This is a genomic window from Dyadobacter subterraneus (assembly GCF_015221875.1).
Lineage (GTDB): Bacteria > Bacteroidota > Bacteroidia > Cytophagales > Spirosomataceae > Dyadobacter > Dyadobacter subterraneus.
Window position 1 is genome coordinate 1,201,627 of sequence record NZ_JACYGY010000002.1, and the last position, 26,529, is coordinate 1,228,155.

The 26,529-nt window shown below is 39.4% G+C and carries 24 protein-coding genes; 9 read left to right on the forward strand and 15 right to left on the reverse strand.

Translation table 11 applies throughout. The features are described from left to right. The first annotated feature begins 16 nt into the window (after positions 1 to 16). The gene (locus IEE83_RS30550; protein WP_194124499.1) at positions 17 to 583 is read left to right on the forward strand and encodes a YceI family protein; all 567 of its coding nucleotides are present in this window, start codon (positions 17 to 19) and stop codon (positions 581 to 583) included. 28 nt (positions 584 to 611) lie between these two features. Here IEE83_RS30550 and lacZ read toward each other — a convergent pair whose 3' ends face one another. Then, positions 612 to 4,049 carry a beta-galactosidase, LacZ type gene (lacZ, locus tag IEE83_RS30555; protein ID WP_194124500.1) on the reverse strand — a complete coding sequence of 1,146 codons (3,438 nt, stop codon included), beginning with the start codon at positions 4,047 to 4,049 and terminating at the stop codon, positions 612 to 614. A gap of 184 nt (positions 4,050 to 4,233) precedes the next feature. Here lacZ and IEE83_RS30560 point away from each other — a divergent pair, with 184 nt between their 5' ends. After that, on the forward strand, positions 4,234 to 5,013 hold the full coding sequence (locus tag IEE83_RS30560; protein WP_194124501.1) for a type III pantothenate kinase: 780 nt from the start codon (positions 4,234 to 4,236) through the stop codon (positions 5,011 to 5,013). Here the strand turns inward: IEE83_RS30560 and IEE83_RS30565 are convergent. Then, positions 5,003 to 5,410 carry a gamma-glutamylcyclotransferase family protein gene (locus tag IEE83_RS30565; protein WP_194124502.1) on the reverse strand — a complete coding sequence of 136 codons (408 nt, stop codon included), beginning with the start codon at positions 5,408 to 5,410 and terminating at the stop codon, positions 5,003 to 5,005. The genes IEE83_RS30560 and IEE83_RS30565 overlap by 11 nt on opposite strands. 151 nt (positions 5,411 to 5,561) lie before the next feature. Here IEE83_RS30565 and IEE83_RS30570 point away from each other — a divergent pair, with 151 nt between their 5' ends. From IEE83_RS30570 to IEE83_RS30580, 3 genes are all read left to right on the forward strand, one after another. Further along, positions 5,562 to 7,022, forward strand: coding sequence for a TonB-dependent receptor (locus tag IEE83_RS30570; protein WP_194124503.1), 1,461 nt, complete (start codon positions 5,562 to 5,564; stop codon positions 7,020 to 7,022). 28 nt (positions 7,023 to 7,050) lie between these two features. Beyond that, positions 7,051 to 8,538: an outer membrane protein assembly factor BamB family protein gene (locus tag IEE83_RS30575; protein WP_194124504.1), complete on the forward strand. Its 1,488-nt coding sequence runs from the start codon at positions 7,051 to 7,053 to the stop codon at positions 8,536 to 8,538. 301 nt (positions 8,539 to 8,839) lie between these two features. Continuing rightward, complete coding sequence (locus tag IEE83_RS30580; RefSeq protein WP_194124505.1) at positions 8,840 to 10,150, forward strand: Gfo/Idh/MocA family protein; 1,311 nt, start codon at positions 8,840 to 8,842, stop codon at positions 10,148 to 10,150. A gap of 73 nt (positions 10,151 to 10,223) precedes the next feature. On the opposite strand, the gene IEE83_RS30585 is transcribed toward IEE83_RS30580, so the two are convergent. From IEE83_RS30585 to IEE83_RS30635, 11 genes are all read right to left on the reverse strand, one after another. Next, positions 10,224 to 10,823: a Uma2 family endonuclease gene (locus IEE83_RS30585; RefSeq protein ID WP_194124506.1), complete on the reverse strand. Its 600-nt coding sequence runs from the start codon at positions 10,821 to 10,823 to the stop codon at positions 10,224 to 10,226. Positions 10,824 to 10,995: 172 nt separating this feature from the next. Further along, a complete protein-coding gene (locus IEE83_RS30590) occupies positions 10,996 to 11,592 on the reverse strand; it encodes a Uma2 family endonuclease (RefSeq protein ID WP_194124507.1) in 597 nt (198 codons plus the stop codon). Positions 11,593 to 11,751: 159 nt separating this feature from the next. After that, positions 11,752 to 13,095 (reverse strand): acetyl-CoA carboxylase biotin carboxylase subunit, encoded by a 1,344-nt coding sequence (gene accC, locus IEE83_RS30595; RefSeq protein WP_137338286.1) that lies wholly within the window; start codon positions 13,093 to 13,095, stop codon positions 11,752 to 11,754. A 36-nt stretch (positions 13,096 to 13,131) separates the two neighbouring features. After that, complete coding sequence (gene accB / locus IEE83_RS30600) at positions 13,132 to 13,608, reverse strand: acetyl-CoA carboxylase biotin carboxyl carrier protein (RefSeq protein WP_194124508.1); 477 nt, start codon at positions 13,606 to 13,608, stop codon at positions 13,132 to 13,134. 33 nt (positions 13,609 to 13,641) lie between these two features. Further along, positions 13,642 to 14,208 carry an elongation factor P gene (efp, locus tag IEE83_RS30605; RefSeq protein WP_090337344.1) on the reverse strand — a complete coding sequence of 189 codons (567 nt, stop codon included), beginning with the start codon at positions 14,206 to 14,208 and terminating at the stop codon, positions 13,642 to 13,644. An 83-nt stretch (positions 14,209 to 14,291) separates the two neighbouring features. Then, positions 14,292 to 15,281, reverse strand: coding sequence for a beta-ketoacyl-ACP synthase III (locus IEE83_RS30610; protein WP_194124509.1), 990 nt, complete (start codon positions 15,279 to 15,281; stop codon positions 14,292 to 14,294). A 90-nt stretch (positions 15,282 to 15,371) separates the two neighbouring features. Continuing rightward, positions 15,372 to 16,310: a phosphate acyltransferase PlsX gene (gene plsX / locus IEE83_RS30615; protein ID WP_194124510.1), complete on the reverse strand. Its 939-nt coding sequence runs from the start codon at positions 16,308 to 16,310 to the stop codon at positions 15,372 to 15,374. A gap of 131 nt (positions 16,311 to 16,441) precedes the next feature. Continuing rightward, positions 16,442 to 16,636 (reverse strand): 50S ribosomal protein L32, encoded by a 195-nt coding sequence (gene rpmF, locus IEE83_RS30620; RefSeq protein ID WP_090337350.1) that lies wholly within the window; start codon positions 16,634 to 16,636, stop codon positions 16,442 to 16,444. Positions 16,637 to 16,706: 70 nt separating this feature from the next. Further along, positions 16,707 to 17,261, reverse strand: a complete 555-nt coding sequence (locus IEE83_RS30625; RefSeq protein ID WP_310588619.1) for a YceD family protein — start codon at positions 17,259 to 17,261, stop codon at positions 16,707 to 16,709. Between the two features lie 145 nt (positions 17,262 to 17,406). Beyond that, positions 17,407 to 18,039 (reverse strand): NeuD/PglB/VioB family sugar acetyltransferase, encoded by a 633-nt coding sequence (locus IEE83_RS30630; RefSeq protein ID WP_194124511.1) that lies wholly within the window; start codon positions 18,037 to 18,039, stop codon positions 17,407 to 17,409. Positions 18,040 to 18,187: 148 nt separating this feature from the next. Further along, complete coding sequence (locus tag IEE83_RS30635) at positions 18,188 to 18,838, reverse strand: hypothetical protein (RefSeq protein ID WP_194124512.1); 651 nt, start codon at positions 18,836 to 18,838, stop codon at positions 18,188 to 18,190. A gap of 101 nt (positions 18,839 to 18,939) precedes the next feature. On the opposite strand from IEE83_RS30635, the gene IEE83_RS30640 reads away from it, so the two are divergent. Both IEE83_RS30640 and IEE83_RS30645 read left to right on the forward strand, forming a co-directional pair. Continuing rightward, a complete protein-coding gene (locus IEE83_RS30640) occupies positions 18,940 to 20,418 on the forward strand; it encodes a M61 family metallopeptidase (protein WP_194124513.1) in 1,479 nt (492 codons plus the stop codon). Between the two features lie 52 nt (positions 20,419 to 20,470). Next, positions 20,471 to 21,793, forward strand: a complete 1,323-nt coding sequence (locus tag IEE83_RS30645) for a CehA/McbA family metallohydrolase domain-containing protein (protein WP_194124514.1) — start codon at positions 20,471 to 20,473, stop codon at positions 21,791 to 21,793. A gap of 2 nt (positions 21,794 to 21,795) precedes the next feature. Here the strand turns inward: IEE83_RS30645 and IEE83_RS30650 are convergent, their stop codons facing one another. Then, positions 21,796 to 22,710: a TIGR01777 family oxidoreductase gene (locus IEE83_RS30650; RefSeq protein ID WP_194124515.1), complete on the reverse strand. Its 915-nt coding sequence runs from the start codon at positions 22,708 to 22,710 to the stop codon at positions 21,796 to 21,798. A 47-nt stretch (positions 22,711 to 22,757) separates the two neighbouring features. Further along, entirely contained in the window at positions 22,758 to 23,576 is an 819-nt protein-coding gene (locus IEE83_RS30655) for a lysophospholipid acyltransferase family protein (protein WP_194124516.1), read from the reverse strand. 262 nt (positions 23,577 to 23,838) lie between these two features. Between IEE83_RS30655 and IEE83_RS30660 the strand changes: the two genes are divergently transcribed. After that, the gene (locus tag IEE83_RS30660; RefSeq protein WP_194124517.1) at positions 23,839 to 25,296 is read left to right on the forward strand and encodes a M48 family metalloprotease; all 1,458 of its coding nucleotides are present in this window, start codon (positions 23,839 to 23,841) and stop codon (positions 25,294 to 25,296) included. Between the two features lie 147 nt (positions 25,297 to 25,443). Continuing rightward, on the forward strand, positions 25,444 to 26,355 hold the full coding sequence (locus tag IEE83_RS30665; protein ID WP_194124518.1) for an RpnC/YadD family protein: 912 nt from the start codon (positions 25,444 to 25,446) through the stop codon (positions 26,353 to 26,355). Positions 26,356 to 26,529: the final 174 nt, after the last annotated feature.

Sequence of the window (26,529 nt, forward strand, 5' to 3'; positions counted from 1 at the left end):
CTAAATACGAGATTTTATGAAACGACATATAGTCCTGAGCGTGATCTTTTTGATGACGATTTTGGGAATAACCGGCAAGACTTTTGCCCAGGGCGGAATGTTTGCAACGGCAACTGGAAATACCAGTTTTTCATCGGTAACGCCAATGGAAAACATCTTTGCAGAAAATAAAAAAACGCAGGTTTTGCTTAATACTGCAACCAGCGAAATTGCTATCCGTATGACAATGCGCGACTTTGTTTTTCCAAATAAATTGATGCAGGAACACTTTAATGAGAATTATATGGAGTCTGCGAAATTCCCGACAGGGACATTCAGCGGAAAGCTGGATCAGACGATTGACTTCACAAAAGATGGATCCTATGATGCTTCGGCAACCGGAAGTTTTACCGTTCACGGCGTAGCAAAAACGAGAACAATTAAAGGGAAATTGAAGATTGAAGGATCAAAAGTTACAATCATTTCCGACTTTGAAGTACCGCTGACTGATCATAAAATTGAAGTGCCGTCAATCGTTTTTGTCAAAATCGCACAGTCTATAAAAGTAAAATCGGAATATGTTCTTTCTCCTTATAAAAAGTAAGAAAGTCCATATTCCGATCCTGAGAAACCTATCTTCTTCTTCTCTTTTTGGAAGATGATTTCTTTTTCGAACTTGATTTTTTTCTAGAAACCGACTTCTTCTTACGAGTCGGTTTCTTTTTATGTGAAACTCTTTTTTTAGAATATTTAGAAGAATATCTTCTCGTTGTCGGTTTTACAACTTCCTCTTCTTCGGCGTCATCACCTGCAACTTCTTCCGTATCATCTGCTGCACTTGGGGCAGCGACTTGAACGGGTTTAGGCGCGATAGCGGGTAATTTTGTATGAACAATCTGTTCAAGATTAGTAGACTTGTCAATACCTTTTAACCGGAAAGAATAGGAGTAAGGTTTGGCAGGCAATCTGTATTTGTCATGAACTCTTGGCGACCAGCTGTCATCACCGCCCAATCCCATTTGCGCAAGATCCAGATTAACAACAGTTATATTTCCTCTTGAAAAATCAGAAGCTCTTTCCTTGGCTGCCAACAATTCTTTGTCGGTATAATCGTGAACATTGACATTGAACACAGAATCACTGATTGCTAATAAACCCAGTCCGTCTTCGTTGGTAACACTGGCCCAGCGAACGTCCGTTTTATTTCCATTTTCCTGTGGACTGATGTAAGGAAAATGCTGCTCAGCTACCGTTCCGGAATATAACCCGATTCTGCCGCTTGTTTTCCGGTCAGCATAGGTTTCATACGGGCCATTTCCATACCATTCGAATTTGTCAAAAGTCGACGGCATTTGCATTTGCATGCCCACTTTTGCAAGTGAAGGCCATTCTCCGCTTGGTGTGAAAGTATTTTTTACTTCAATATCTCCCGATGCATAAACGGTATAAATGGAGCTGACAATCATCGCGCCGGCTTTGCTCCGCAAACTTTTCATCATCGTCACTTTATACACATGCGGATTCAATTTTTCCACACGCAAATCAGAACCGGTTAATCGCAAAGAATCCAGGTTAGCATTTCGCCAGCTGGTTGCAAAACTTTGTTTTCCTCCGCCTTCGTCATTATCCGTTGGTACACGCCAGAAATTTGCAAATGGGCCGGATTCAAGCAATTCTTCTTTTTTGTACATAAAAGAAGACATGCGCGCGGTTTTCTTGTTAAAACTTACCGAGAAATTCTGGCCGCTGATCGTAATGCCTTTTCCGCGTGTAAGCGACAAACGTAATGCCGGACTGCGCGTATAAGCAACGTCCTTCATTTCATCCGCCGAAACTTCAAGAGGAACCTGGTACCAGGCCACTTCATGTCCGGCAGAAGCCCATAAATTCGTTTTTTTTGTTCGAATGCTAAGATTCAGAAAATATTCATAACCCGGTTTTGGGTTAGAAGGAATCTGATATGGAATCGTAAGCTGCTGTGATTGTTTTGAAAGTGCAGTCAGATTTGAAATAGTACCTTCACCGATTGATTTTCCATTTTCCTGCACCGACCAGACCAGCTCAAATCCACTTAAAGAAATAAAATCGTAGGTGTTTTTAATAGTAATTTGATGTTGTCCCGTACGAATTGTATCAGGAATTTCAAATTTTATATTCTGATAAACTTTTTTGACTTCATTGATTTCAGGCTGAGGAACACGGTCGGGATTTACGAGTCCGTCGCCTGCATTGGCACCGTCGATATAGTTGAAATAATCCCAGTAAGGTTTTCCGTCAGCTGTTTTCAGACTTAATCCCTGATCAACCCAATCCCAGATAAAACCGCCTTGCATGGTTGGGTATTTTTCAATGACATCCCAGTAATCTTTAAAATTTCCAATGCTGTTTCCCATTCCATGCGCATACTCACAGATGATTAACGGCCGGTTTTTATCTTTTTTTACCAGTTCAATCATATCATTGACCGAAGGATACATCACCGAAATAATATCAAAATTGCTTAGCGTTGTCGGTCTGTAATTGCTTCTTCCTTCATAATGAACGGGACGTGTCGGGTCAGATAAATGGATATAATCTGCCATCGCTGTAAAATTTGCGCCCATCCCGGATTCATTTCCGAGCGACCAGATTATAATCGAAGGGTGGTTTTTATCTCTTTCAAGCATCGCAGTTCCCCGCGCCAGGAATGCAGCTTTCCACTGTGATTTATCGGCCAGAATAATGTTTTTGCCCCATAATTCGTGACTTTCAATATTCGCTTCATCCATCACGTACAAACCGTATTCGTCACACAGATCATACCATTCCGGCACGTTCGGATAATGCGAAGTTCGGACCGCATTAATGTTATGTTGTTTCATCAAAACGATATCCCTGATCATGGATTCGCGGTTCATGACGCGACCCGTTTCAGGATCAAATTCATGACGGTTAACACCTTTGATCATGATCGGTTTTCCATTAACCATCAATTGTCCGCCCGAAATTTTAATCTCACGGAAACCAACACGCTGACTTATGGCTTCAATTGTTTTTCCATTTGAGTTTAAAATCTGAATCGTCAGTGTATAAAGATTGGGGGATTCGGCGCTCCATTTATCAGGATTGGTTACCGGCAGATCAATGCGGATGGGCAATTCTCCAGATGGTTCAATGGTAGGAATCGGCCGGCTGACAGGAGAAATGACGGCAGATTTATTGTCATCATATAAAGTATAAACCAACTGATTTCCGGCAGCGGCCTGCTTGGAAAAATTCTTGATGAATGTGCTGATCTTTAAAGTAGCGTTCTGATAGTTAGCATCAAGATCCGTGCGAACGGAAAAATCATTCACATGCACATCCGGAACCGTGATCAAATTTACATCCCGAAAAATCCCCGACAAACGCCAGAAATCCTGATCTTCCAGATAACTTCCATCCGACCAGTTGATAACTTCGACAGCCAAATGATTAATCCCCGTTTTTACATCTTCCGTTACATTGAATTCAAAAGGCGTCATCCCGTCCTCGTGATACCCAATGGCTTCTCCATTTAGCCAAACATAACAAGCCGATTGAACGCCTCCGAATTGAAGAAAAAAAGTTTTTCCTTTATCTGCGTCTGTTACATTAAAAGTAGTTCTGTAAAGTCCGGTGGCATTGGTATCCGCATCGACGCCCGGAGGATTCGCTTTAAACGGATGTTTGATGTTGGTGAAAATTGGTTTATCATAAGCACGGCCTTCTCTCGCGCCAATAACCTGCCAATTGGAGGGAACAATAAGATCATCCCAACCAGAAGTAGAAATATTAGGCTGGAAAAAATTGGAAGGTGCTTTGGATGGATGCGAAACCCATTTAAACTTCCAGGTCCTGTTTAACGATTTTACAAAAGCTGATTTTTTATCAAATTTAAGCGCACTTTTTTCATCAGCATAAGGCACGAAATCAGCACGGTTTTTTTCAGTATTGACGCTGATCACTTCCGGATCTTTCCATTCAGGAATTTTTTGTGCTTTAAGCGTTAATGTGGTAAAAAGAAGAAATGTATTGAGGGTTAAAAACCGGCAGTTATTCAAATAGGACATGTTTTTTACTAAATCGGAGTGAATTTTACTAATTACAAAAGTAACCGGAAGACACGGAGTGGGCTATTCGTAAAAGTATTAAAAGTAGGTTTAAACAAAAAAGAAACTGTGCTTAAAAACGCCGGCGATTGCAGTTTTATTTCGATTATGCTTTTATTTGTTCTCTTAATATAAAAACCTGATTATGCTGCTAGCTGTCGATGTTGGTAATACGGATACTGTTTTTGGGCTTTACAAAACCGGCATGTGGGAACATGTCTGGCGGGAACGATCATTGGCCCAGGAAAGTGAATCGCACTATGCGTCGAAGTTAATGCTGCATTTTCTGGAAGCAGGAATTTCCTTTAATGAGGTTAAGACGGTGGTTTTGAGTAGCGTAGTCCCTGCGCTCACACCCATTATTCAAAAAATGCTCAGGTCGCTTTTCGGGGATGATACAATTGTTGTTGGCCCAAATACTTTTCCGGGACTGACCATCGCGATTGATCATCCACATGAGCTCGGTGCAGATTTGATTGCCAATGCAGTGGCAGTAATTACCCGCTACAAACAAAATTGCGTTGTGGTGGATTTTGGTACAGCGTTAACTTTTACTACGGTTTCCAAAGATGGAGAAATTCTGGGCGTAGCTATTTTACCAGGATTGGTAACGGCCGTAAAAGCATTATTTGCCAATACCGCCCAACTTCCGGAAGTACCATTAAAATTGCCTGAATCCGCTATCGGAAAAAATACGGTACAGTCAATTCAGGCTGGTATTTTGCTTGGTTATGAAGGATTGGTAAAATCGTTAATTCACAGAATCAGAGCCGAAATGGGAGGAGATTGTATAGCCGTTGCTACGGGAGGTTTGTCTTCAATCATTGATACACTTCGTGACGAATTTATTGAAATTGACAGGAAATTAACGTTGGACGGATTAAGAATTATCGGGGAAAAAGTTGGAGGTAAGGTTACAAATTAATTTGTCTGAAATCTCCGCTTCTGATTATTTCAAGGTTCCTAACATCCTGATTATAAAGATAGGTATAGCAATTTAGTACCGAGCCGTCATCCATTAAAACCGGAATGATTTTGCGCAGGTAAAGGCTTTTTTTGACATCTTCAAAAACATCTTCATATTCATCCAGTTCCGGGAATAAAATTTCCGGAACTGTTATTTTATATACCTCACCATAAATTCTATATTGATTTTCAGCTTCATAAACGGCACCCGGATACCAGTCAATTTTATATAGCGTTCCGGGGAATGATCCTTTGCCTGTAAATGTTGATAAAGTGTGCAGACGCTCTGCAAAAGGATTTGAAAATCCGTGCATCAAAGTTCCATAAGTGAACAAATAAACTGCGTCAGAAGTCATAGAAATAAAATAGATTTAATTCATTCTGTTAATAATAATAATTTATAGAATTTTTCGGTTCTAATATAGAATCTGTTATTCTTATTAACTATTCGGAATGGGATTTTTCTTATATTTACGTGTAAAGCTCTTCATCTAACCCAGAATTGATATGTACGAAAAGAATCTTGGTACTAAACAAAAGGCGTTAAGAATCAATCTCGACCGTCGGATTTATGGCTCATTTGCTGAAATCGGCGCAGGGCAGGAGACAGCAGCATTCTTTTTTAAATCAGGTGGTGCATCGGGTACGGTGGCCAAAACCATGTCGGCTTATGACATGACTTTCAGTGACGCGATTTACGGAACAGAGGAAGGCGGGCGTTACGTCGTGGAGTCGAGGCTGATGAAAATGTTAAACAGAGAATACAATCTTGTTGAAAAACGTCTTCAGGAAAAACGCGGTGCGGAAAGTCAGTTTTTTGCATTTGCCAATACCGTTGTTGCTTTAAATTTTCAAAAAACAAATGAATCCCATGGCTGGATAGGCCTTCAGTTTCAATTAACACCACTTGGACCATCCAATTACGTCGTGATTCACGTGCGTATGCGTGACGACGAAAATCTTCTTCAGCAACAAGCTTTGGGGATTATCGGTGTGAACCTGATGTATGGCTGTTTCTTTTATCATAAATCACCGGAAACATTATTGTTGTCCTTAATGGACGATCTGACTCCGGATCGTATCGAAATTGATATGGTTCGTTTCAGCGGACCGGATTTTGTTAAAGTTGACAACCGTTTGATGAGCCTTCGTCTGGTGAAAAATGGTTTTACAGATGCAGCACTTTTCGGCTCTGATGGTGGTGTTTTACAGCCTTCGGAAGCCTTATACAAAAAACATATTCTGATGATGCGCGGACGTTTGCGTCCGATCACCAATGTGCATATTGACCTGATCAGTAATGGTCAAAAGCAATTTTTGGCTGAACCGGACGTGGACGAATCCAAGGTTGTCCTGGTTTCCGAGCTGACTTTGCATAACCTGAAAGGTTCAGACAAAGATATTGACGAGAAGGATTTTCTTGACCGTGTGGATATTTTATGCTCGCTCGGGCATATGGTTATGATTTCCAATCACCACGAATATTTCCGTCTTGTGGCATATCTTTCAAGATTGTCAAAACTGAAAGCGGGTTTACTTTTAGGTAGTCCGAGTTTGCAGGATATTTTTGAAGAAAAACATTACGAATTCCTTCCTGGCGGAATTCTTGAATCTTTTGCTACACTGTTCAGTCGTAAAGTAAAGCTGTTTATCTATCCCACATTACAACCGGATGGTTCGGTTTACAGCTGCGAGAATTTTGTTGTGGATGAGCACTTACGTCCTTTGTTTCAATACCTTATCATCAATAATAAAATTGAAGATATACGGAATTTTAATAAGGAACATATGCATATCACCACAGATAGCGTGCTTGAAAAAATTAAAAGAGGAGAGCCTGGATGGGAAAAACTTGTGCCTGAAAATGTGGCTAATATCATCAAGGAAAAATCACTTTTTGGATTACCAAACGAAGAAAGTAATACAAGTACTGTAAAATCTATTCATCAGGTGGTGGGCAATTTGTAGTATCAGAAATTAATTATTGATTTGTTCCATGTCATTCAGACAAAGTATTCTGCTTAACAGATTGCTGTTTTTTGTAATGGCGGCTTTGTCTCCAATGACAGGAATTTCTCAGATTTTGTGGTCAAAAACACTCCCGAAAGTTTCCACTTTTTCTTCTCCAAGGGTTACTGATCTTAATCGTGATGGTGTAAAAGATATTGTACTGGGTGTAGGCCGGCTGGAATTTATGGCCTGTGACTCTGCCATTATCGCACTGGACGGTAAAACCGGTGAGTTGCTTTGGAAAAATCCCGCCAGGGACCAGATTTTTGGTTCTGCACTTTTGAAAGATCTGAATAAAGATGGTGTGGAGGATGTAATCATCGGTGGCCGGGTAGGAGAGTTGCAGGCAATTAATGGAAATACCGGTGCGATTATCTGGGAATTTGATAAAAAGACGCCTTCACAGAAAAGTAAAAAGTGGTACAATTTCTATAATCCACAGCTTATTCCTGATCAGGATGGTGACGGCATGGAAGATCTCCTGATTTCAAATGGTGGAGATGTTACCGTTAAACCATATGACCCGAAACGTCCCCCAGGAAAATTAGTTGTCCTAAGTTCGGCAACCGGAAAGCTCATTGCCGAAGCTATGATGCCCGACGGAAAGGAAACTTACATGTCGGTTTCCGTTTCAAAACATTTTGCCAATGATGATTACAGAGTGATTTTTGGAACAGGTGGAGAAACGATTGGAGGGAATCTTTTTGTAGGATCCTTAAAAGATATTTTGTCGGGGAGTTTGGCCTCTGCTGTTAAAATTGCAACCAGTCCGGATAAAGGATTTATTGCCCCTGCCGTCTGGGTAGAAATAACCGGCGACGATATTCCTGATATTGTTGCGAATGCCGTAGACGGCCGCGTTCTGGCCTTTGATGGTAAAACACTCGCACCTCTCTGGAGTGTGAAAATTCCAAATTCAGAAGCTTATACCTCCATTGCAGTCGGTGATTTTACACCGGATAAAATTCCGGATTTTTTTGTTTCTGTTGCCAAAGGAAAATGGCCGGCGCTGGAAACAACGGAACAATATATGATCAATGGAAAAAGCGGAGAAGTTGCTTTTAAGGATTCTATTGGAAAATATCAAACAAGTACCCCGGTAGCGGTTGATATTGATGCTGATGATCAGGAAGAAATTATCATGAGTGTTAATTATGAAGCGCAGGATCAATTTGGGAGAAAAGAATTCCTGAATACGCTTGCCGTTGTCGGGTTTAAAACCAATGAGGTAGTAGAACTTTTAAATGGTCTTCCCGGACAAAATCTCTCCTCAACTCCATGGATAGGCGATATTGATAATGACAATATGCTGGATATTGTTTTTTGCAGCAGCAACAACAAACACCGGACCTATTCCTTTGATGGAATGCAGGTCAGTTTGATCAGAACAGGTATAAACATCACTAAACCAATACGCTGGGGTGCTTATATGGGCACTTATTATGACGGAGTTTTTCATCCGGATAAAAAATAATTCCCGCTTTTCACTTCAAAGTCTATTTCCTTTTGTCTTCCTATTTGCCGAAATGCTAAATGCGGTGAAATTCTTCTGATTTTCTCCCTAGCTACTTAGGCAGATTGTTGTATAAATTCATTTGAAATGAATAGTACGTTTTGATTTTTATTTGGTATTATAATTTAAAATAATTGTATTTTTTATAAGTAACTGTTCGGGGTTAAAGTCTTATAAGTGCGTCTAATTAGTTACTTGTCAGGATAATAAACGAAAATGCAATTTATTTTTCCAAAGAATAAAATTCCTAAATCTCCATCTCATGAATAAAGAAAACGAAGTTTCCCGAAGGGAATTTATTAAAAGCACCACAGGAGCAGCCGTGGCACTTTCCATTCCTTCTATCATTCCTGCCAGTGCTTTTGGCGCTAATGACCGTGTTCGCGTAGCCGTAATTGGCGTGAACGGGAGAGGGCAGGACCATATCAAGGGTTTTTCTAATCTTCCCAATGTGGAACTGGTAACAATTTGTGATCCGGATAATAACGTTTTGCAAACCCGGGCAAAACAATATGCTGAAAAATATAATGGCAAAAAGCTGAAAACGGAAAACGACCTACGGAAGGTTTACGAGGACAAATCAATTGACGCTGTAAGTATAGCCACACCAAATCACTGGCATTCTTTAGCGGCAATTTGGGCTTGTCAGGCAGGCAAAGACGTTTATGTTGAAAAGCCAGGATCGCACAATCTTCATGAGGGCCGGAAACTGGTTGAAGCAGCACATAAATACAAACGAGTTGTGCAGCATGGCGTGCAGCTTAGGAGTTCTGTTGCTTTACAGGAAGCTGTAAAACATATGCGGGATGGCTTGATCGGGAATGTTTATATGGCACGCGGACTGGTTTATAAATGGAGACCGGATATTGGAGATAAAGGTGTTTCTGCGGTACCGGAAGGTTTAAATTACGATTTGTGGACAGGTCCCGCAGAAATGAAACCGTTCTCAAAAAACTATGTGCATTACGATTGGCACTGGCATTGGAATTACGGAAACGGAGATATTGGAAACCAGGGAATTCATGAAACCGATATGTGTATGTGGGGACTTGGTGTTGATAGTTTCCCGGAAAAAATAACTTCATCAGGAGGAAAATTCCTTTGGAATGATGCAAAAGAAACGCCGGAATTATTGTCGTCATCTTATATTTATCCAAAGGAAAAGAAAATCATCGAATTTGAAGTTCGTCCGTGGATAACAAATGAAGAAGGCGGAGTTGGTATTGGAAATATCTTTTACGGAAGTGAAGGTTACCTGGTAGTAAAGGGATATGATTATTACGAAACTTTCCTTGGCAAAGAGAAAAAGCCTGGACCGACGCGTAAAGAAGGCGGAGATCATTATAAAAACTTTATTGAAGCTGTTATTGCCAAAGATCCTAAAATGGTCAATGCGCCGGTTGAAACAGCACATTTGGCATCAGGATTAGCACATTTAGGAAACATTGCTTACCGAACTGGCAGAGCATTAACGTTCGATCCAAAAACAGAAAAATTTGTTGGTGATAATGATGCTAATACTTATTTGACAAGAAAATACAGAGCGCCTTATACGGTGCCGGAGATTGTATAAAATTACAAATGTGTTTATAAACAGAACAGCCCGGATAAAATTTGTCGGGGCTGTTTTTTTGTCTTATTTAAATTTATTGTTGAAAAATCTCTTCTAAATTAATTTCCAAATCGGGAAAAATACTGGATGTGAGTATAGTTGTAGCGGGTTTTAAACCGACATACCTTCCGCTTTCGTTTAAAACATACATGTAAATTGTATTCACCAGAGGTTCAACTAACCAATATTCTCTTACGCCGGATTCTTCATATAGATTAAATTTTTCATTTTTTTCTTTCATAGAATTGCCGGGAGAAAGTATTTCAATTATTAGATCCGGAGCACCAAGACAACCTTTCTCATCCAGCTTATTTTCATCACAAACTACGCAAAGGTCTGGCTGAACAACAGTAAAAATTTCTTTGAATGCTAATTTGGATTTTTTTTCATTATACAATCTTACATCAAAAGGAGCGCTAAAAAGATCGCATGAACTACTTTTTAGATAATTGAATAGCGTCCCCTGCAATTGGGTCGAAATCCTTTGGTGCATTAATGAAGGAGCTGGCGACATTTTAAAAATCTTGCCCTTAATTAATTCCAGGCGTTCCTCAATCCGCCATAGCAAATAATCTGCATAGGTATAAGTTCCATCCGGATCCAGCTGATTAATATCCGTTACGATCGTTGACATAGTATGTAAGTTAGTAAGGTAAAGCTACTTAATTTTAATATAAACCTCAATAACAGCAAAGGTGCCTGGTCAAACCAAACACCTCTCCAAAATATTATATCAAATAAAACTCCCCGCACTCAGCGAAAAACTCCAAGCACTCTGCGTTTAAAGCCTTGAGAAATTAAATGATTTATTGTTGAAAAATCTCTTCTATATTAATCACCAAATCAGGGAAAATGCTTGATTTAAGTGTAGCAGTAACAGGTTTCAACCCAATATACTTTCCATCCTCATTCAAAACATAAATATAAACTGCATTTTCAGAAGGCTCAACGAGCCAGTATTCTCTTACGCCGGTTTCTTCGTACAAATCGAATTTTTCATTCATTTCTTTCTTGGAATTACCAGGAGAAAGTATTTCAATGACGAGATCAGGTGCGCCTAAACAACCTTTTTCATCCAATTTATTTTCATCACAAATCACACAAAGATCCGGTTGAACAACCGTGAAAATCTTACCATCACTTGCTAATGAATCTTTTTTTGGTAGTCTTACATCAAACGGAGCATAAAAAATCTGACAGTAATGATTTTTGAAAAAATGGCCCATTTCTAAATGCAATCTTCCTGATATTTTTTGATGTCGCAAAGAAGGAGCCGGCGACATTTTAAAAATCTTGCCCTTAATTAATTCCAGGCGTTCCTCGATTTGCCATAACAAATAATCTGCATAGGTATAAGTACCATTCAGATCCAGTTGATTAATATCCGTTACGATTGTTGACATAGCATGTAAGTTAGTAAGGTAAAGCTACTTAATTTTAATACAAACCTCAAAAAGCAGAAAAGGTGCCTGGTCAAACCAAACACCTCTTCAAAATATTATATCAAATAAAACTCCCCGCACTCAGTGGAAAACTTCAATAACTCTGCGTTTAAACAAAAATTAAAGCGTAGAGAAATCAAATGATTCCAAAAACTTCGTAGTGAAATTACCAGATTGGAAACCTGGATCATCCATCAATTTGATATGGAATGGAATTGTAGTTTTAATCCCTTCAATCACAAATTCCTGTAAAGCACGTTTCATTCTTGTAATCACTTCCTCGCGCGACTGACCGCTAACAATCAATTTTGCAATCATAGAGTCATAATTTGGCGGAATAGTATAGCCGCTGTAAACATGACTGTCAATACGAATACCGTGACCGCCCGGGAAATGCAGATTTGTAATTTTTCCAGGAGACGGACGGAAACCATTTGCAGGATCTTCCGCATTGATACGGCATTCCATAGCAAATAATTTCGGTGTATAGTTGATACCTTTGATCGGATCTCCGGCAGCAACTTTAATTTGTTCCTTGATCAAATCAAAATCAGTAACTTCTTCTGTAATCGGGTGTTCCACCTGAATACGTGTGTTCATTTCCATGAAAAAGAATTCACCGTATTTGTCAACAAGGAATTCAACCGTTCCCGCACCCTCATATCCGATTGCCTGCGCGCCTTTGATAGCAGCAGCACCCATTCTTTCACGAAGTTCAGGCGTAACTACCGGTGAAGGCGTTTCTTCAACCAGTTTCTGGTGACGACGTTGAATTGAACAATCACGTTCTGATAAGTGACAAACTTTGCCATACTGATCACCGATAATCTGGATTTCAATGTGACGAGGTTCTTCAACGAATTTTTCCAAATATAAACCATCGTTTCCGAAAGCCGCGGCAGATTCTGTACGGGCATCATTCCATGCCTTTTCAAATTCTTCCGGTTTATTGATGATACGCATACCGCGTCCACCGCCACCAGCTGTGGCTTTCACAATCACAGGATAGCCAATACCTTTTGCAAGCTCTTTTCCTTGTTCAACGGATTCTAACAAACCTTCTGAACCCGGAACAACAGGAACACCAGCTTTGATCATGGTTGCTTTGGCAGTAGCCTTGTCGCCCATTCCGTTGATCTGAGCAGCTGTTGCTCCTATAAATTTGATACCGTAATCAGCACAAATCTGGGAGAATTCAGCGTTTTCAGACAAAAATCCGTATCCCGGATGTATAGCATCTGCACCGGTAACTTCGGCAGCAGAAATAATATTTTGAATACTTAGGTAAGACTGACGGCTTGGCGGAGGTCCGATACAAACAGCTTCGTCAGCAAATCTTACGTGAAGGCTGTCACGATCAGCAGTTGAATAAACCGCAACCGTTTTTATGCCCATTTCACGGCAGGTCCTGATCACACGTAGTGCGATTTCACCTCTGTTGGCAATGAGAATCTTTTTAAACATGAAATTTAATTAAGTTTTGAAGACCGGTCATTACCGTTATATAGGTTCAACAAGAAACAAAGGCTGATCGAATTCTACCGGAGTAGCGTTTTCAACCAAAACTTTCACAATTCTTCCTGAAATTTCAGATTCAATTTCGTTGAAAAGTTTCATCGCTTCAATCACACAAACTGTTTTTCCAGGTGCGATTTCATCTCCAACACTTGCAAATGCAGGTGACTCAGGATTTGACGCACGGTAGAAAGTACCAATCATCGGCGATTTAATTGTAATCAAATTTGCAGAAGCAGCAGGCTCAGCAGCAGGTGCAGCCGGAGTGGCAGGAGACTGAGCAGCAGGTGCAGCAGATGTATAAACCGGTGCAGAAGCAGGCTGTGCCGGAGCAACAGATACAACTGGCGCTGAACCGTATCTCTTTACCTTAATTTTAAGATCCGTTGTTTCAATGTTTACCTCATCAAGACCAGACTGGGCGATGAAGTCAATAAGTTTTTGAATTTCTTTAGTTTCCATTTAGTCAAGTTTAAACAGTTGCAGGATGGTGGCCTATGATTTTACTCTTTCAACGTAGTCGTACGTGCGTGTATCTACTTTAATTTTCTGACCTTCTTCAATAAATAAAGGTACCATGATACGTGCACCTGTTTCTACCTCAATTGCTTTTTTCGGAGAGTTTGCAGTATCTCCTTTCAAGCCTGGTTCAGCATAGGTCACTTCTAATTCTACAAATGGAGGCAATTCACAAAGTAGAGCAGCATCTGTTTCAGTATTGATCAGTATTTCAACTTCCTGTCCTTCCTTCATCAAATCAGCAGCTGTTACAAGTTTTTCATCGATCAAAACCTGATCAAATGTTTCGGAATTCATGAAGTTGTATCCAACTTCATCTTTGTATAAAAACTGGAATTTATGTCTTTCTACGCGAACCGGAATAATAGTAGCACCCGAAGAAAAAGTATTGTCCAATACTTTTCCGGAAGTAAGGCTTTTAATTTTAGTACGAACAAAAGCGTTTCCTTTCCCAGGTTTTACATGTTGAAACTCAATAACCTGAAACAGGTCATGGTTAAAATGTATTACTAGTCCGTTACGTAAATCTGCAGTCGTTGCCATGTTTAGTTAATAAGTAATGCAAAAATTTTGTAAAATCTTAAACAAAAAATGAATAATGAAGCATGCCCATTATTCATTTCTTTTTATAATGCCCATTTCAAATATATAGCTCCCCAGGTAAATCCTCCCCCAAAAGCAGCTAAAACAAGATTATCTCCTTTTTTCAATTGCGACTCATAATCCCACAAGCAAAGTGGAATCGTCGCCGATGTGGTATTTCCGTATTTCTGGATATTCACCATCACTTTATCCATCCCAACACCCATACGATTGGCTGTTGCTTCAATGATCCGGCGGTTTGCCTGATGCGGAACAAGCCATGCAACGTCTTCACTGGTCAGGTTATTTTTTTCCATGATCTCAGCTGAGATATCAGCCATATTTTTCACAGCAAATTTAAATACCTGTGCACCATCCTGATAAACAGAATGCCATTTATTATCAACGGTTTCGTGTGTAGGCGGATACCGGCTTCCTCCTGCTTTCTGGTGAAGATATGGATATCCAACACCATCAGAACGAATAATAGAATCTACAATGCCATATCCTTCTGTATCAGGTTCCAAAAGCACAGCTCCGGCACCGTCACCAAAAAGAATACAGGTTTTGCGATCGGTATAATCTACAATTGCTGACATTTTATCAGCACCAACCACGATGATCTTTTTATATTTTCCGGTTTCAATAAACTGAGAACCGATTGTAAGTGCATAAACAAATCCGGAACAAGCCGCCTGAATATCAAAACTTCCAACATTCCTGATGCCTGTCATATCACAGATAAGATTGGCCGTTCCAGGAAAAATAAAATCGGGAGTAGTGGTAGCGCAGATCAGCAAATCAATTTCTTCCGGAGCAGTATTGGTTTTGGCAAGCAACCCTTTTACCGCCTCAGCGCCCATATGTGAGCTTCCTAAACCTTCTCCTTTAAGTATGCGACGTTCTTTAATGCCGGTGCGGCTAACGATCCATTCATCGTTTGTCGCCACCATTGTTTCCAATTCAGCATTTGTCAGAATATAGTCAGGCACATACCCGTGTATTCCTGTTATAGAGGCTCTTGCGTGGGTCATGGTTAATTTCTAGCATTCAAAATTCATATGAATTTTGGTAAAAAATAGTATCAGAGTTTATTCGCAATTATAACTTCCTGTTGTGCCTTGTTAGTTCAATGCATTTGCAATGTGCAGATATGCTTTTGATTTAACTTGTTTGTATGCCCATCCAAGCATGTTCTTAATTGCCAGCGGCGAAGAAATACCATGTGCAATCATTACATTTCCGTTTACTCCGATAATTGAACTTCCGCCGATGGATTCATAATTCGTCTGATCGATAAAATCATCCTGAATCCCTTTTTGTTTGGCAATTTCGTAAAACGACTCTCCTAATTTAAATAATACATTCCCAGTGAAACCGTCAGTAACGATCACATCTGCTTTATTAGTGAAGAGGTCTTTCCCTTCAATATTTCCAATAAAATTGATTTTTTTATTATCCCTGAGCAGCGGATAAGTAGCCTGTGCAGTTAATGATCCCTTCTGTTCTTCTTCACCAATATTCATTAGTGCAACACGTGGGCGCTCAATCTGGAATGTGTGCTGAACAAAAAGAGAGCCGATTTCTCCAAACTGCGCCAGAACTTCCGGTTTGCAATCTGCATTGGCACCAATATCCACCATGATGGCATATCCGCCTCCAACCTGAGGTACATAACCTGCAATAGCTGGCCTTAAAACGCCTTCAATAGCTTTTATGCTAAAAAGAGCACCGACATGCATTGCTCCTGTGTTACCGGCGCTGCAAAAAATGTCAATTTCTTTTTCTTTCAGAAGCTTAAAACCTATTCCTATGCTAGAGTTGGGCTTTTGAGAAAGAGCTTTTGTAGGGTGCTCACCCATCTCAATAACATCATCTGCATGAATGATGTCAACGACTGATGAAGAGAAGTTATTCTGGCGAAAAATCTCCAAAATATCACTTTCACGGCCAATTAACACGATTCGGGCATCCGATGGCAGTTCGGAAGTGGCTTGCATAACCCCTTCAACAATTGCTTGTGGAGCTAAATCTCCCCCCATAGCATCTACCGCAATTTTCATTTACACGCTGTTATTTTGTACTAAAAGTTAGAAATCGAAGGTGTAAATTTAGCAGTTGTGCCTTAGTAAAAAAGAATTTCGCAACAACTTTTATAAGGCTGCTGCGAAATTGGCATTCTCATCATCAAAAATTAAACCGTTTTGGCATAATTTTCAACAACAACTTTGCCTCTATAAACCAGATTTCCTTCGTGTACGTGCGCACGGTGGAACTGATGAATTTCCCCTGTTGAAGAGTCAACTGACAATTGCTTGCCTGTAAGGAAGTCATGTGCTCTGCGTGTATCGCGACGGGTTTTGGAAATTTTCCGCTTAGGATGTGCCATGATGCTTTATGTTCGGTTGTTAATATTCGGTTTGAAAAACTTTTATATGTGGCTCAGAATTATTAATTCCTTATTGCCCTTTTAATTTTTTTAATGCTTCCCAACGTGGGTCAATTTTTTCTTCGGAATCGTTCTCATCAGTTTCTTCATCGTCTGCCGAAGAATATACCAATATCACTTCATCGTCTTCTGATTCATCATCAGTATCATCTTCTGTCCGAAGACTTGGATGCAATTTTTTAACCGGAAGCGAAAGTGCAATGAATTCAAAGACGTATTTCGCAACATTGATCCGGTTAGTATTCCGGTTGATGATTTCTATCTCATCGGTCAGCTCTTCATCACGGTCGCCGAACTTTAAAATAATCCGGTCGTCCGAAATTACAGGCTCCTCAAACGGTTCCAAAGTGCGGTCGCAAAGTAACTCGACCGACCCTTCAGTATGAAAATGCAATTGGAGCATCGTAGCAGATTTTGTCAAAACCACATGGGTTTTAAACTGTCCGTGTTCGATGAGATCCTGCTCTAATTCTTGAAAAAAAGCGTCTCCCGACTCCATATCATAGTCATACTGTTTGTCTTCCAAACCGTAAATGTCTATGTTGTATTTACTTAGCTCTTTCACTATTTCTGTCAAAAGGACTGCAAAGGTAGTGTCTTTTCGTGTGAATAAAAAAACTATCTACGAATTTTATTGATTTAAACTGAGGTATTTAACATTGAACCGGCTCTTACTCAGCAAGCATTGGTCTTTTCATGACAAATCAGAGTTAAATCTTCTTTGCCGGGTTGCCAAAAAATGTGGCATTTGCCGGTACGTTTTCCACAACCACAGAACCTGCACCAATCCGTGCATTTTTCCCGATTTCAATACCTGCAACAATAATTGCTCCCGATCCAATAAATACGCCATCGGCAATTTTTACACGATCGTTGATAATAGCTCCTGCTCCAATTGTAACATAATCACCAACCTGAACAGCCGTTTCAATAACAGAACCGGTCAGAAATAAAGAATGACTTCCTAATTTTGACGTAGCCCCAACAACCGTACGTGCTGCAAAAAGATTTCCATGCCCAACGGCTGCCATTTCTGAAATGATCGCACTTTCATGGATTGCGTTAACCGGCATACTTTTAAAACGCTCGTTCAAACCTTCTGTCAATTGTTTACGTACCGAACGTTCACCAACTGCCACAAAAGTTTCACATTTTTCGCCGATAATTTTTACAAAAGCTTCATCGTCCGTAGCGCCCAAAACACTTACATCACCGAATTCTTTACCGTGCAATTCTTTATTATCGTCCAGGATTCCATAGACGAGTACATTGTTTCTTCTGAAAATATCAAGTGCCTGCATACCCAATGCGCCTGCACCAAAAATTAAAACCGGATTTTCCATAATTGAATTGATTTCATTTTCTCTTTTATAAAAGATTGAAAATGAAAAACGTAATAGTATTTGTTAATGAATCTGATTGATTTTATATCAAACAATAGGATACAAAAAGGCGGCAGAAATAATATTTGTTACAAAAGTACGGATTGATTTACAGAAAAGTTACCCGGAAGACAAAAGGGCTTCCATAAGGCGAGAGATTTTCCTGATTATAAGGATCAATCTGATTGTTATAATTCACATTAAAAAGCGCTGTAAAGTGAACCGCCCGAATTAATTTCCCACCTGTCGGCTGACTGTATGAAGCACCAATCATAGGCGAGCTCAGCCAGGTTCTTTTTTGGTAAGACATAGGTACGTTTAACGATTCATATTCCGCAATAATATTGACTACCGGTACAATCTGGTACATCAGGAAAGCCCGGCCGCCATAATTGATGGTATTGTATCCAAAATATTTTGACTTAAACCACATAACCGTAGCACCAACTCCGCCGACAAGTTTATCTGTAATCTGGTAGCCGACCATAGGCGATAAGTTCACATTGGTGATCGTCCCAAAACTTAACCCAAAACTTCCGCCCAAACGTATTCTTTCTTTAAATGCAAGATTCTTTAAATCACTCTCAATTTTTTTAGGCTCAACAGGAGCTTTATCTTCAACAGGCTGCATTTCTCTTCTGACTGGCCTTTCCTTTTTCACTGTATCAGGACGGTAATATTCGTCATTTTGGGCAAAAACAGTTGTTTTAATCGCTAGTGTGAGGATAAACAAGCAGGATAGGAGGATTTTCCTTTTCATTTCTAAATGGTTTATTTAATATTGTTAATACTAACGCAAAATTCTTAACTTTTGGTTTATTATTGATCTGACCCTCATTAGTACGCCTCATTTCGACGTTTATGCACTATCAAATTTCAGTAACTGACCCTGCTTCGCATTTTTTATCGATTACTTACACCATTCCTGATATAACTGCGGATCGTATTGAAATTCAGTTACCTGCATGGCGGCCCGGGCGTTATGAAATTCAAAATTTTGCCAAAAATATTCAATTTATTGAAGCAATTTCAATAAGCGGTGATAAACTACCATTACGCAAAATCACGAAAGATCGTTGGGAGGTTAAAACAAATTCAGAAAAAACAGTTCAAATACGCTATTCTTTCTTTGCAGCGATACAAAATGCCGGCAGCAGTTATGTCGATGAGGAACTTTGGTATCTTAATTTTATCAATTTTTGTTTTTATACAGAAGGCAGAATTAATGATCAATGTTCAGTTTCACTGGCCTTGCCCGAAAGTTTTGAAATTGCCTGTGGACTGGAATCTTCCGGTCGGCATCAACTAATTGCAAAGGATTTTTATCAATTGGTTGATAGTCCGCTTCTGGCATCAGAAACTTTGCAGAAATCTGACTACGTTGTTCGCGGTGTGCAGTTTCATATATGGATGCACGGGAATCTGAAACCGAACTGGAAACGAATTCAGCGTGATTTCCGAAGATTTTCCAGAGAGCAAATTGCGACCATGGAAGAATTCCCGGAAGAAGATTACCATTTCCTGAATCTGATTTTACCAAATGCTTTTTATCACGGTGTGGAGCATCATAACTCTACAATGATCGTTTTAGGCCCCGATGATGAAGGCGAAGGATTATATACTGATTTGTTAGGCGTAAGTTCCCACGAATTATTTCACGCCTGGAATATTATCAGAATCCGTCCAGTCGAACTTTTACCATACGATTTTACCAAAGAAAATTATTTCGAAACCTGTTTTGTCGCCGAAGGCTGCACAACTTATTATGGAGATTTATTTTTAAGGCGCGCCGGTGTTTTCGATGATGAAGCTTATGTAAAAGAATTACAGGTTTATATGAAGCGGCATTTTGAAAATAATGCGCTTGCTTCACAATCCCTTGCTGAATCTTCTTTTGATCTGTGGCTTGATGGTTATGAAAAAGGAATTCCGCACCGTAAAGTTTCGGTATATCACAAAGGTGCTTTGGTGGCAATGATTCTGGATTTGTATTTGAGAAAAAAATCCAATCATGAAGTTTCACTGGATACGGTTATGCAAATTCTCTGGCAACGTTATGGTAAACCGTTCGTGGGTTATACTGTTGAAGATTACAAAAATGTTGTTGAGGAAATTGCAGGTGAAAAGCTGGATTGGTACTGGCATGACTGCATTTTCACAAACGAACCTCTGGAAACAAGATTGAACGAAGCACTGGCTTTTGTAGGCTTGCAAATGACAATTTTCAGTAACGGAAATATCCAGCTTAATGTTCAGGATGATTTTCGGGCAAAAGTGCAGCGTGATAAATGGCTGGAAACGAGACAGATTTTGAGTGAAGAAGAAGAGGAGGAAGAATAAGGTATGTAGCTGTTAGCTTTTAGGGATTAGCTTTTTAAATCTTTCTCTTACCATGAAAGCGGTGAAAATAATCGGACGCATTTTACTTATTTTGGTTAAACTTTCGGCCGTGCTTTCTCTGGCAATTATCCTTTACTTCCTCATCCCGCCACTTTATAATCGTTACATTATTTACCCTGAACTGGAACATGAGCGAGCTCTTTTGTGGAAAAAGTATAAAAAGCCACAACAATCTACCAAACACACAGATTATAAAGGCGTCCTTCATTCCCACACATATCGTTCTCACGACAGTCGCGGTATTTTGTCTGAAATAATCCCGGCGGCGAAAAAGGCGAAATTGAATTTTATTTTTCTGGTAGATCATCGCTTGTCTGATCTGGATACCTTTCCAAGAGGAATTCACGGGACTTTCAACGATATCGTAATAGAATCAGGAACGGAATCTCCTGGGCCAAGTATGATGGTAACGCCGTTAAGAAATGTAGTTCTGGACTGGAAAAGTGACAGAAATCAACTGATTCACAATGTGGTAAAAAATGGCGGGATGGTTTTTTATCTGCATTCGGAAGATTCGCACGACTGGGCAAATCCGGATTATCAGGGAATGGAAATTTACAATATTCATTCTGATTTGATTGATGAAAAAAGTCCGTTGAAATTTTTAATCAATGGAATGTTAAATAGCGGAGTGAACCGCCATTGGAGCTATCGCGAACTTTTTGATGAACAAACAAAAATTATTGTACTTTGGGATTCACTCAACAATCATCGGAAAATTGTTGGAATGGCCGCCGTGGATGCACATAATAATCAAAGTCTAAGGGCAAGATATTTGAAAAATGGAAAAGTGGAATGGGTTGGCCCAAATGCCAAAACTTTATCTATAACAGAGCCTGGTTGGAAAGAAAAGTTGTTGTTTGGAAAACCTGATATTGCCGGCTGGACTTTTAAAATGGAACTGGATACTTATTTTCATTCTTTCAATTTTGCTAACACGCATATCTTTGGCGATACGCTTTCAAGCCGTGCGTTAAAAAATGAACTGGTGAAAGGACATGCTTATATTTCCTTTGAAAGTCTGGCCGAAGCAAATGGTTTCCAATTCGTTTCTTCCGACAGCTCAGGAAAAATAAATGCGGTGATGGGAGATTTAATTCAAAGCAAAAATGTATTCAGATTAAAAGCGACTTCTCCATTTCCTGTCAAATTTGAATTATACCAAAATGGAAAAATAATTGATAGTAAGGAAGATAGTTATGATTATGAATTTCAAACAAAAAATAAAAAAGGAAATTATCGGATTGTCGCAAGACTGAAATTCAGGAAAGAATGGCTTCCCTGGGTTTACACAAATCCGATTTATGTTTATTAAAATTATTTTGAAAAAACGTCCTTCAACGCTTCAGGAAGATCCGGGAAATCATATTTGAAATCCGTTTCATCTTTTATCCGCTGGTTGATCACATAATTACTACCAAGAACGACATTGGCCATTTCTCCAAAAACCAGACGAAGTGCAAAAGAAGGAACATTTGGGAGCCATTGCGGTTTATCCAGTGCCTTGCAGATTTGTTTGGTAAAATCTTCGTTAGTCGCAGGTGGAAAAGCAACGGCATTATAGGCACCTTCCCAGGAATCTTTTTCCATGCATTCAATATATAACCGGCAGAGATCATCAATATGAATCCAGGAAAGCCATTGTTTACCCGAACCCAGCGGTGCACCAAAACCAAATTTTGCTGGCTGAGCCATTTTGGGAACTGCTCCACCGTCATTGCTAAGGACGATTCCAGTTCTCAGTTTTACAGTTCGGATGCCCAGTTGTTTTACATTATCAGCAGCTTTTTCCCATTCAACGGTAACCTCGGATAGGAAATCTTTTCCGGGAGGCGACATTTCGGTATGCTGAATATCACCTGTGTCTTCGCCATAATAGCTGCTTCCTGAGGCCGAGATAAATGATTTTGGCTTGATATTCAGCTGTTTTAATTTTCGGGAGATCAGCTCTATACTATCCGTACGGCTACTAAAAATTTCCTTTTTTCTTTCCTCACTCCATTTTTCATCAGCAACACCTGCTCCTGCAAGATGAATCAGGTAATAGGTATTTTCCAGTGCACCAGCTTCGATGTATTTATTTTTTACATCCCATTCATAAACTTTTACAAACGGAATATTTGATTTTTCTCTGGTCAGATAAGCAACTTCATACCCCCTTTTCAAAAGAAATGTAGTCAGCCGTTTTCCTATCAAACCTGTTCCGCCGGTAATCAATACTTTTTGTGCCATAAATTTTTTGAATGAGTTATATTGAATGGTACAAAAATGATGCCCTGTTATTGCGTGGCCAGAGCATTATTGATTTCTTTCGGCGGTTCCTGTTCAATGGCGCGGGTAATTCTGTCAATCATATCTTCCACAGATTCATCCGGTAAAAAATGCATTGGTTCTTTAAACTGAACGGTAAGCGTTGTATTTCTCTTTTTAAAACGCAGTCCTTTTTTATCAAAAGCTCTTCTAAAACCATTGATGACAACAGGAATAACAATGGGCTGATGTTCCTTTATTAAGTATGCGGTTCCTTTTCTTACCGGTGCAAAGGGTTTTGTTGTGCCTTGTGGAAAACTGACAACCCAGCCATGTTTAAGGCCCATACCAATTTTGTCCTGCGCAGAATTGTCCAGTTCCCGTTTTACATTTTCACCATTGGCCCGCCAGGAACGGTCGATGGTGATGGCACCGCCGATACTAAAAAGTTTTGGTAAAATACCTTCCTTCATAGTTTCAGAAGCAGCCACATAATAACAGCGCGCTCTTGGTGAAAACAGATAAAAAGGTGGTGCAATAGTATCCTTGTAACCCCATTTTGTAGCACAGAAAATGTGATAAAACGCAATGACATCAGCAAAGTAAGTCTGGTGGTTTGAGAGAAAAATAACACCATGATCTGGCAGGTCAATAAGCTGCTCACTTCCTGTGATTTTGATTTTATTTACCGCCGTATATCGATAATAGGTAAACCAGCCAATAACAAAAATGAAGAAGCGTTTAATAATCAGAAAATTGCCGAAAGGGTCTTTTTCGAAAATCCCAAGGAAATCAAATCGAGCCAACCAGGTTGGAAGCGCGCTAAACGTACTTTTTTTTGATGCCATGAGATAATGTATATTCAATAAATCGTGTCTGAGTTAAATGGGCGCAGATTATTTTGCAACAATCAATCGCGTTTTGGTAAGCAAAGGTAAGTTAATAAAGAGATTCAAATATTTAATAAAATAACTGTGCTATAAGAAAATGTAACCGGAAGTATGTTTTTCAGTCAAAGTATTCACTCCGTCAATTGGCATGATTCTTTGATTGCGGAGCAATACTTACTTAATTTTGACCTGCTCACTAACAAAAACATTAATGATTTTTATGAATACGAAGTTTCAAATACATCTGCTGGCTTGTTTTTTAGGAGCAGGAATTTTTTCCGGTTGTTCCAGAAATCCGGTAACCGGCAAAAATGAAATCATTTTCATGTCTCCGGAAAAAGAAAAAGCTTTGGGCGCAGAATCGCATCCGTCCGTAGTAGCTTCCATGGGATTATATGATGATAAAAATCTGACGGCATTTATCAATGAAAAAGGTAAAGCGATGGGAAAAGTTTCGCATCGGCCGGAAGTTGATTATCAGTTTTTTATTGTTGATTCACCGGTTGTGAATGCATTTGCGGTTCCTGGCGGATATGTTTATTTTACCCGTGGAATTATGGCTCATTTCAATAATGAAGCCGAATTTGCAGGTGTTTTAGGACACGAAATCGGACATATTGCTGCACGCCATTCAGCCAGCCAGCAAACAAAACAGGTTTTTACACAAGGTGTTTTACTTGCCGGTTCTGTACTTTCTCCTACATTCAGAAGTTTGTCGGACCAAGCGTCAGCAGGACTAGGTTTATTGTTGCTGAAATACAGTCGTGATCATGAAAGTCAGTCGGATGAATTGGGTGTAGAATATTCAAGCAAAATTGGATATGACGCACATCAAATGGCGGATTTTTTTGGTACTTTGAAAAGAATCAGTGAAAAAAGCGGAGCAACGATTCCAACTTTCCAGTCAACTCACCCGGATCCGGGAAATCGTCAGGTAACGGTGGAGAAACTTGCAACGAATTATCAAGCTGCTCATCAGGCTAAATATAATGTTAACCGTGATGTTTATTTGCGTAAGATAGAAGGACTAATTTATGGCGTAGATCCCAAACAAGGTTTTGTTGAAGGCGGACAATTTTATCATCCTGAATTAAAATTCCAGTTCCCGGTTCCAGCGGATTGGCAGACAGAAAATACGCCAGCACAATTCCAGATGGCTTCCAAAGACGGAAAAGCAATGATGCTTTTTACAATTGCAGAAGGAAAAACGCTTGATGAAGCCGCACAAACTGTGATCAAAAATTACGGCTTGCAAACTTCTGAAAATAATAAAACAACGATCAATGGATTTCCAGCCATTGCAATGGTAGCAAAACAAGTTGCTCAGGGACAAACTGCTCCGGCTGCCAATGCGGCGCAGATTGCAACCTGGTTAATTCAGTATAACGGATCTATTTACGCTATTCATGGTGTTGCTGCGAGTACTGATTTTGGCTCGAATTTTAATCAGTTTAAGTCTGTTGCACAAGGATTTAAATCGATAACCGATCAATCAAAACTAAACAGAGAACCAGATCGTATAAGAATAAAAACGGCGCAGCGCGATGGAACACTTCGTGATCTTTTAAAAGATGCAAATATGCCGGATAATAAATTGGACGATCTAGCGATCCTTAATGGAATGGCTTTGACGGATAAAGTTGAAAAAGGCATGCTTTTCAAAACTTTGAATAAATAAAACGTCTTTATTTCGAGACGGCGAGCCAAAGTCTGCGTCCGAATATCGATACAAACAGAACCACTTGTATTACTGAAATTTCAGTTTTACAAGTGGTTTTTATTTTGTTCAAAATCTATTTTGTCCAAAACCCCGTACTCATATTACATGCGGAGAAAAAACGATATACTACTAAAAAGCGCATTTGAAGAGTGCTTCGCTGATCTTTTATATTTCTTTTTCAAAGATGCTGATATTGTTTTTGATTTTGAAAAAGGTTTTGATTTTATGGATAAAGAGCTGGCAGAACTTTTTCCAGATTTAGAGAAAAAAGGTGGAAACCGGTTTGTGGATATGTTGGTGAAAACCTATCTGAAAACCGGTGAGGAAGAATATATTCTGGTTCATATTGAAATACAGGATGGCGCTATAAAAAATTTCCCGCAACGAATGTTTCAATATTATTACAGAATACTGGACAGATTCGAAGTTGAAGTGGCGGCTTTGGCGGTATTTACGGGAAAACAAAATCAAAAACGGCCGGCTGAATACCGGAAGAATTTTTTAGGGACGGAAATTATTTATAAGTATAATTCCTATCACATACTTGACCATACTGAGGATCAATTGTTAAGTATGGATAATCTTTTTGCATTGGTAATTCTTGCCGCGCAAAAGGCGTCGTTGGCAAACCAGGTTTCAGAATTCGAATTAGGCGAACAAAGATTAAGAATAGTTAGGGCACTAATAGAAAGCAAGCGATACGACAATGAAAAAATCAGACGTTTTCTCTTTTTTCTGAAGACTTTCATTTACATTGAAAATCCTGAAATAAATATTAAATTTGATAGTGAGGTAAAAACTTTAACCGGAAATGAGAATGCCATGGGAATTATAGAAGCAATCAAGATTATCACTTTGGAGGAGGGGATTGCAACGGGGGAGTATAATAAAACTTATGAAATTGTTAAGAATCTTTTAATAAATACAGATTTCGAAATATCTAAGGTTGCGGCTCTCGCTAATTGCTCTGAATCATTGGTCGAAGAGGTTCAAGAAGATTTGCGGTTAGGCAAGTAGTTCGTAATTCAATTAGGATAGCTACAAAATTGGAAGGTTATGGGAATTATTGAAGCCATAAAATTGATAACCTTCGAGGAGGTCTTTGAAAAGGGATTTGTAATAGGTACCAAAATAGGCATTGAAATAGGTTGGCAGCATAAAACTTACGAATTTACCAAAAAATCTGTTATC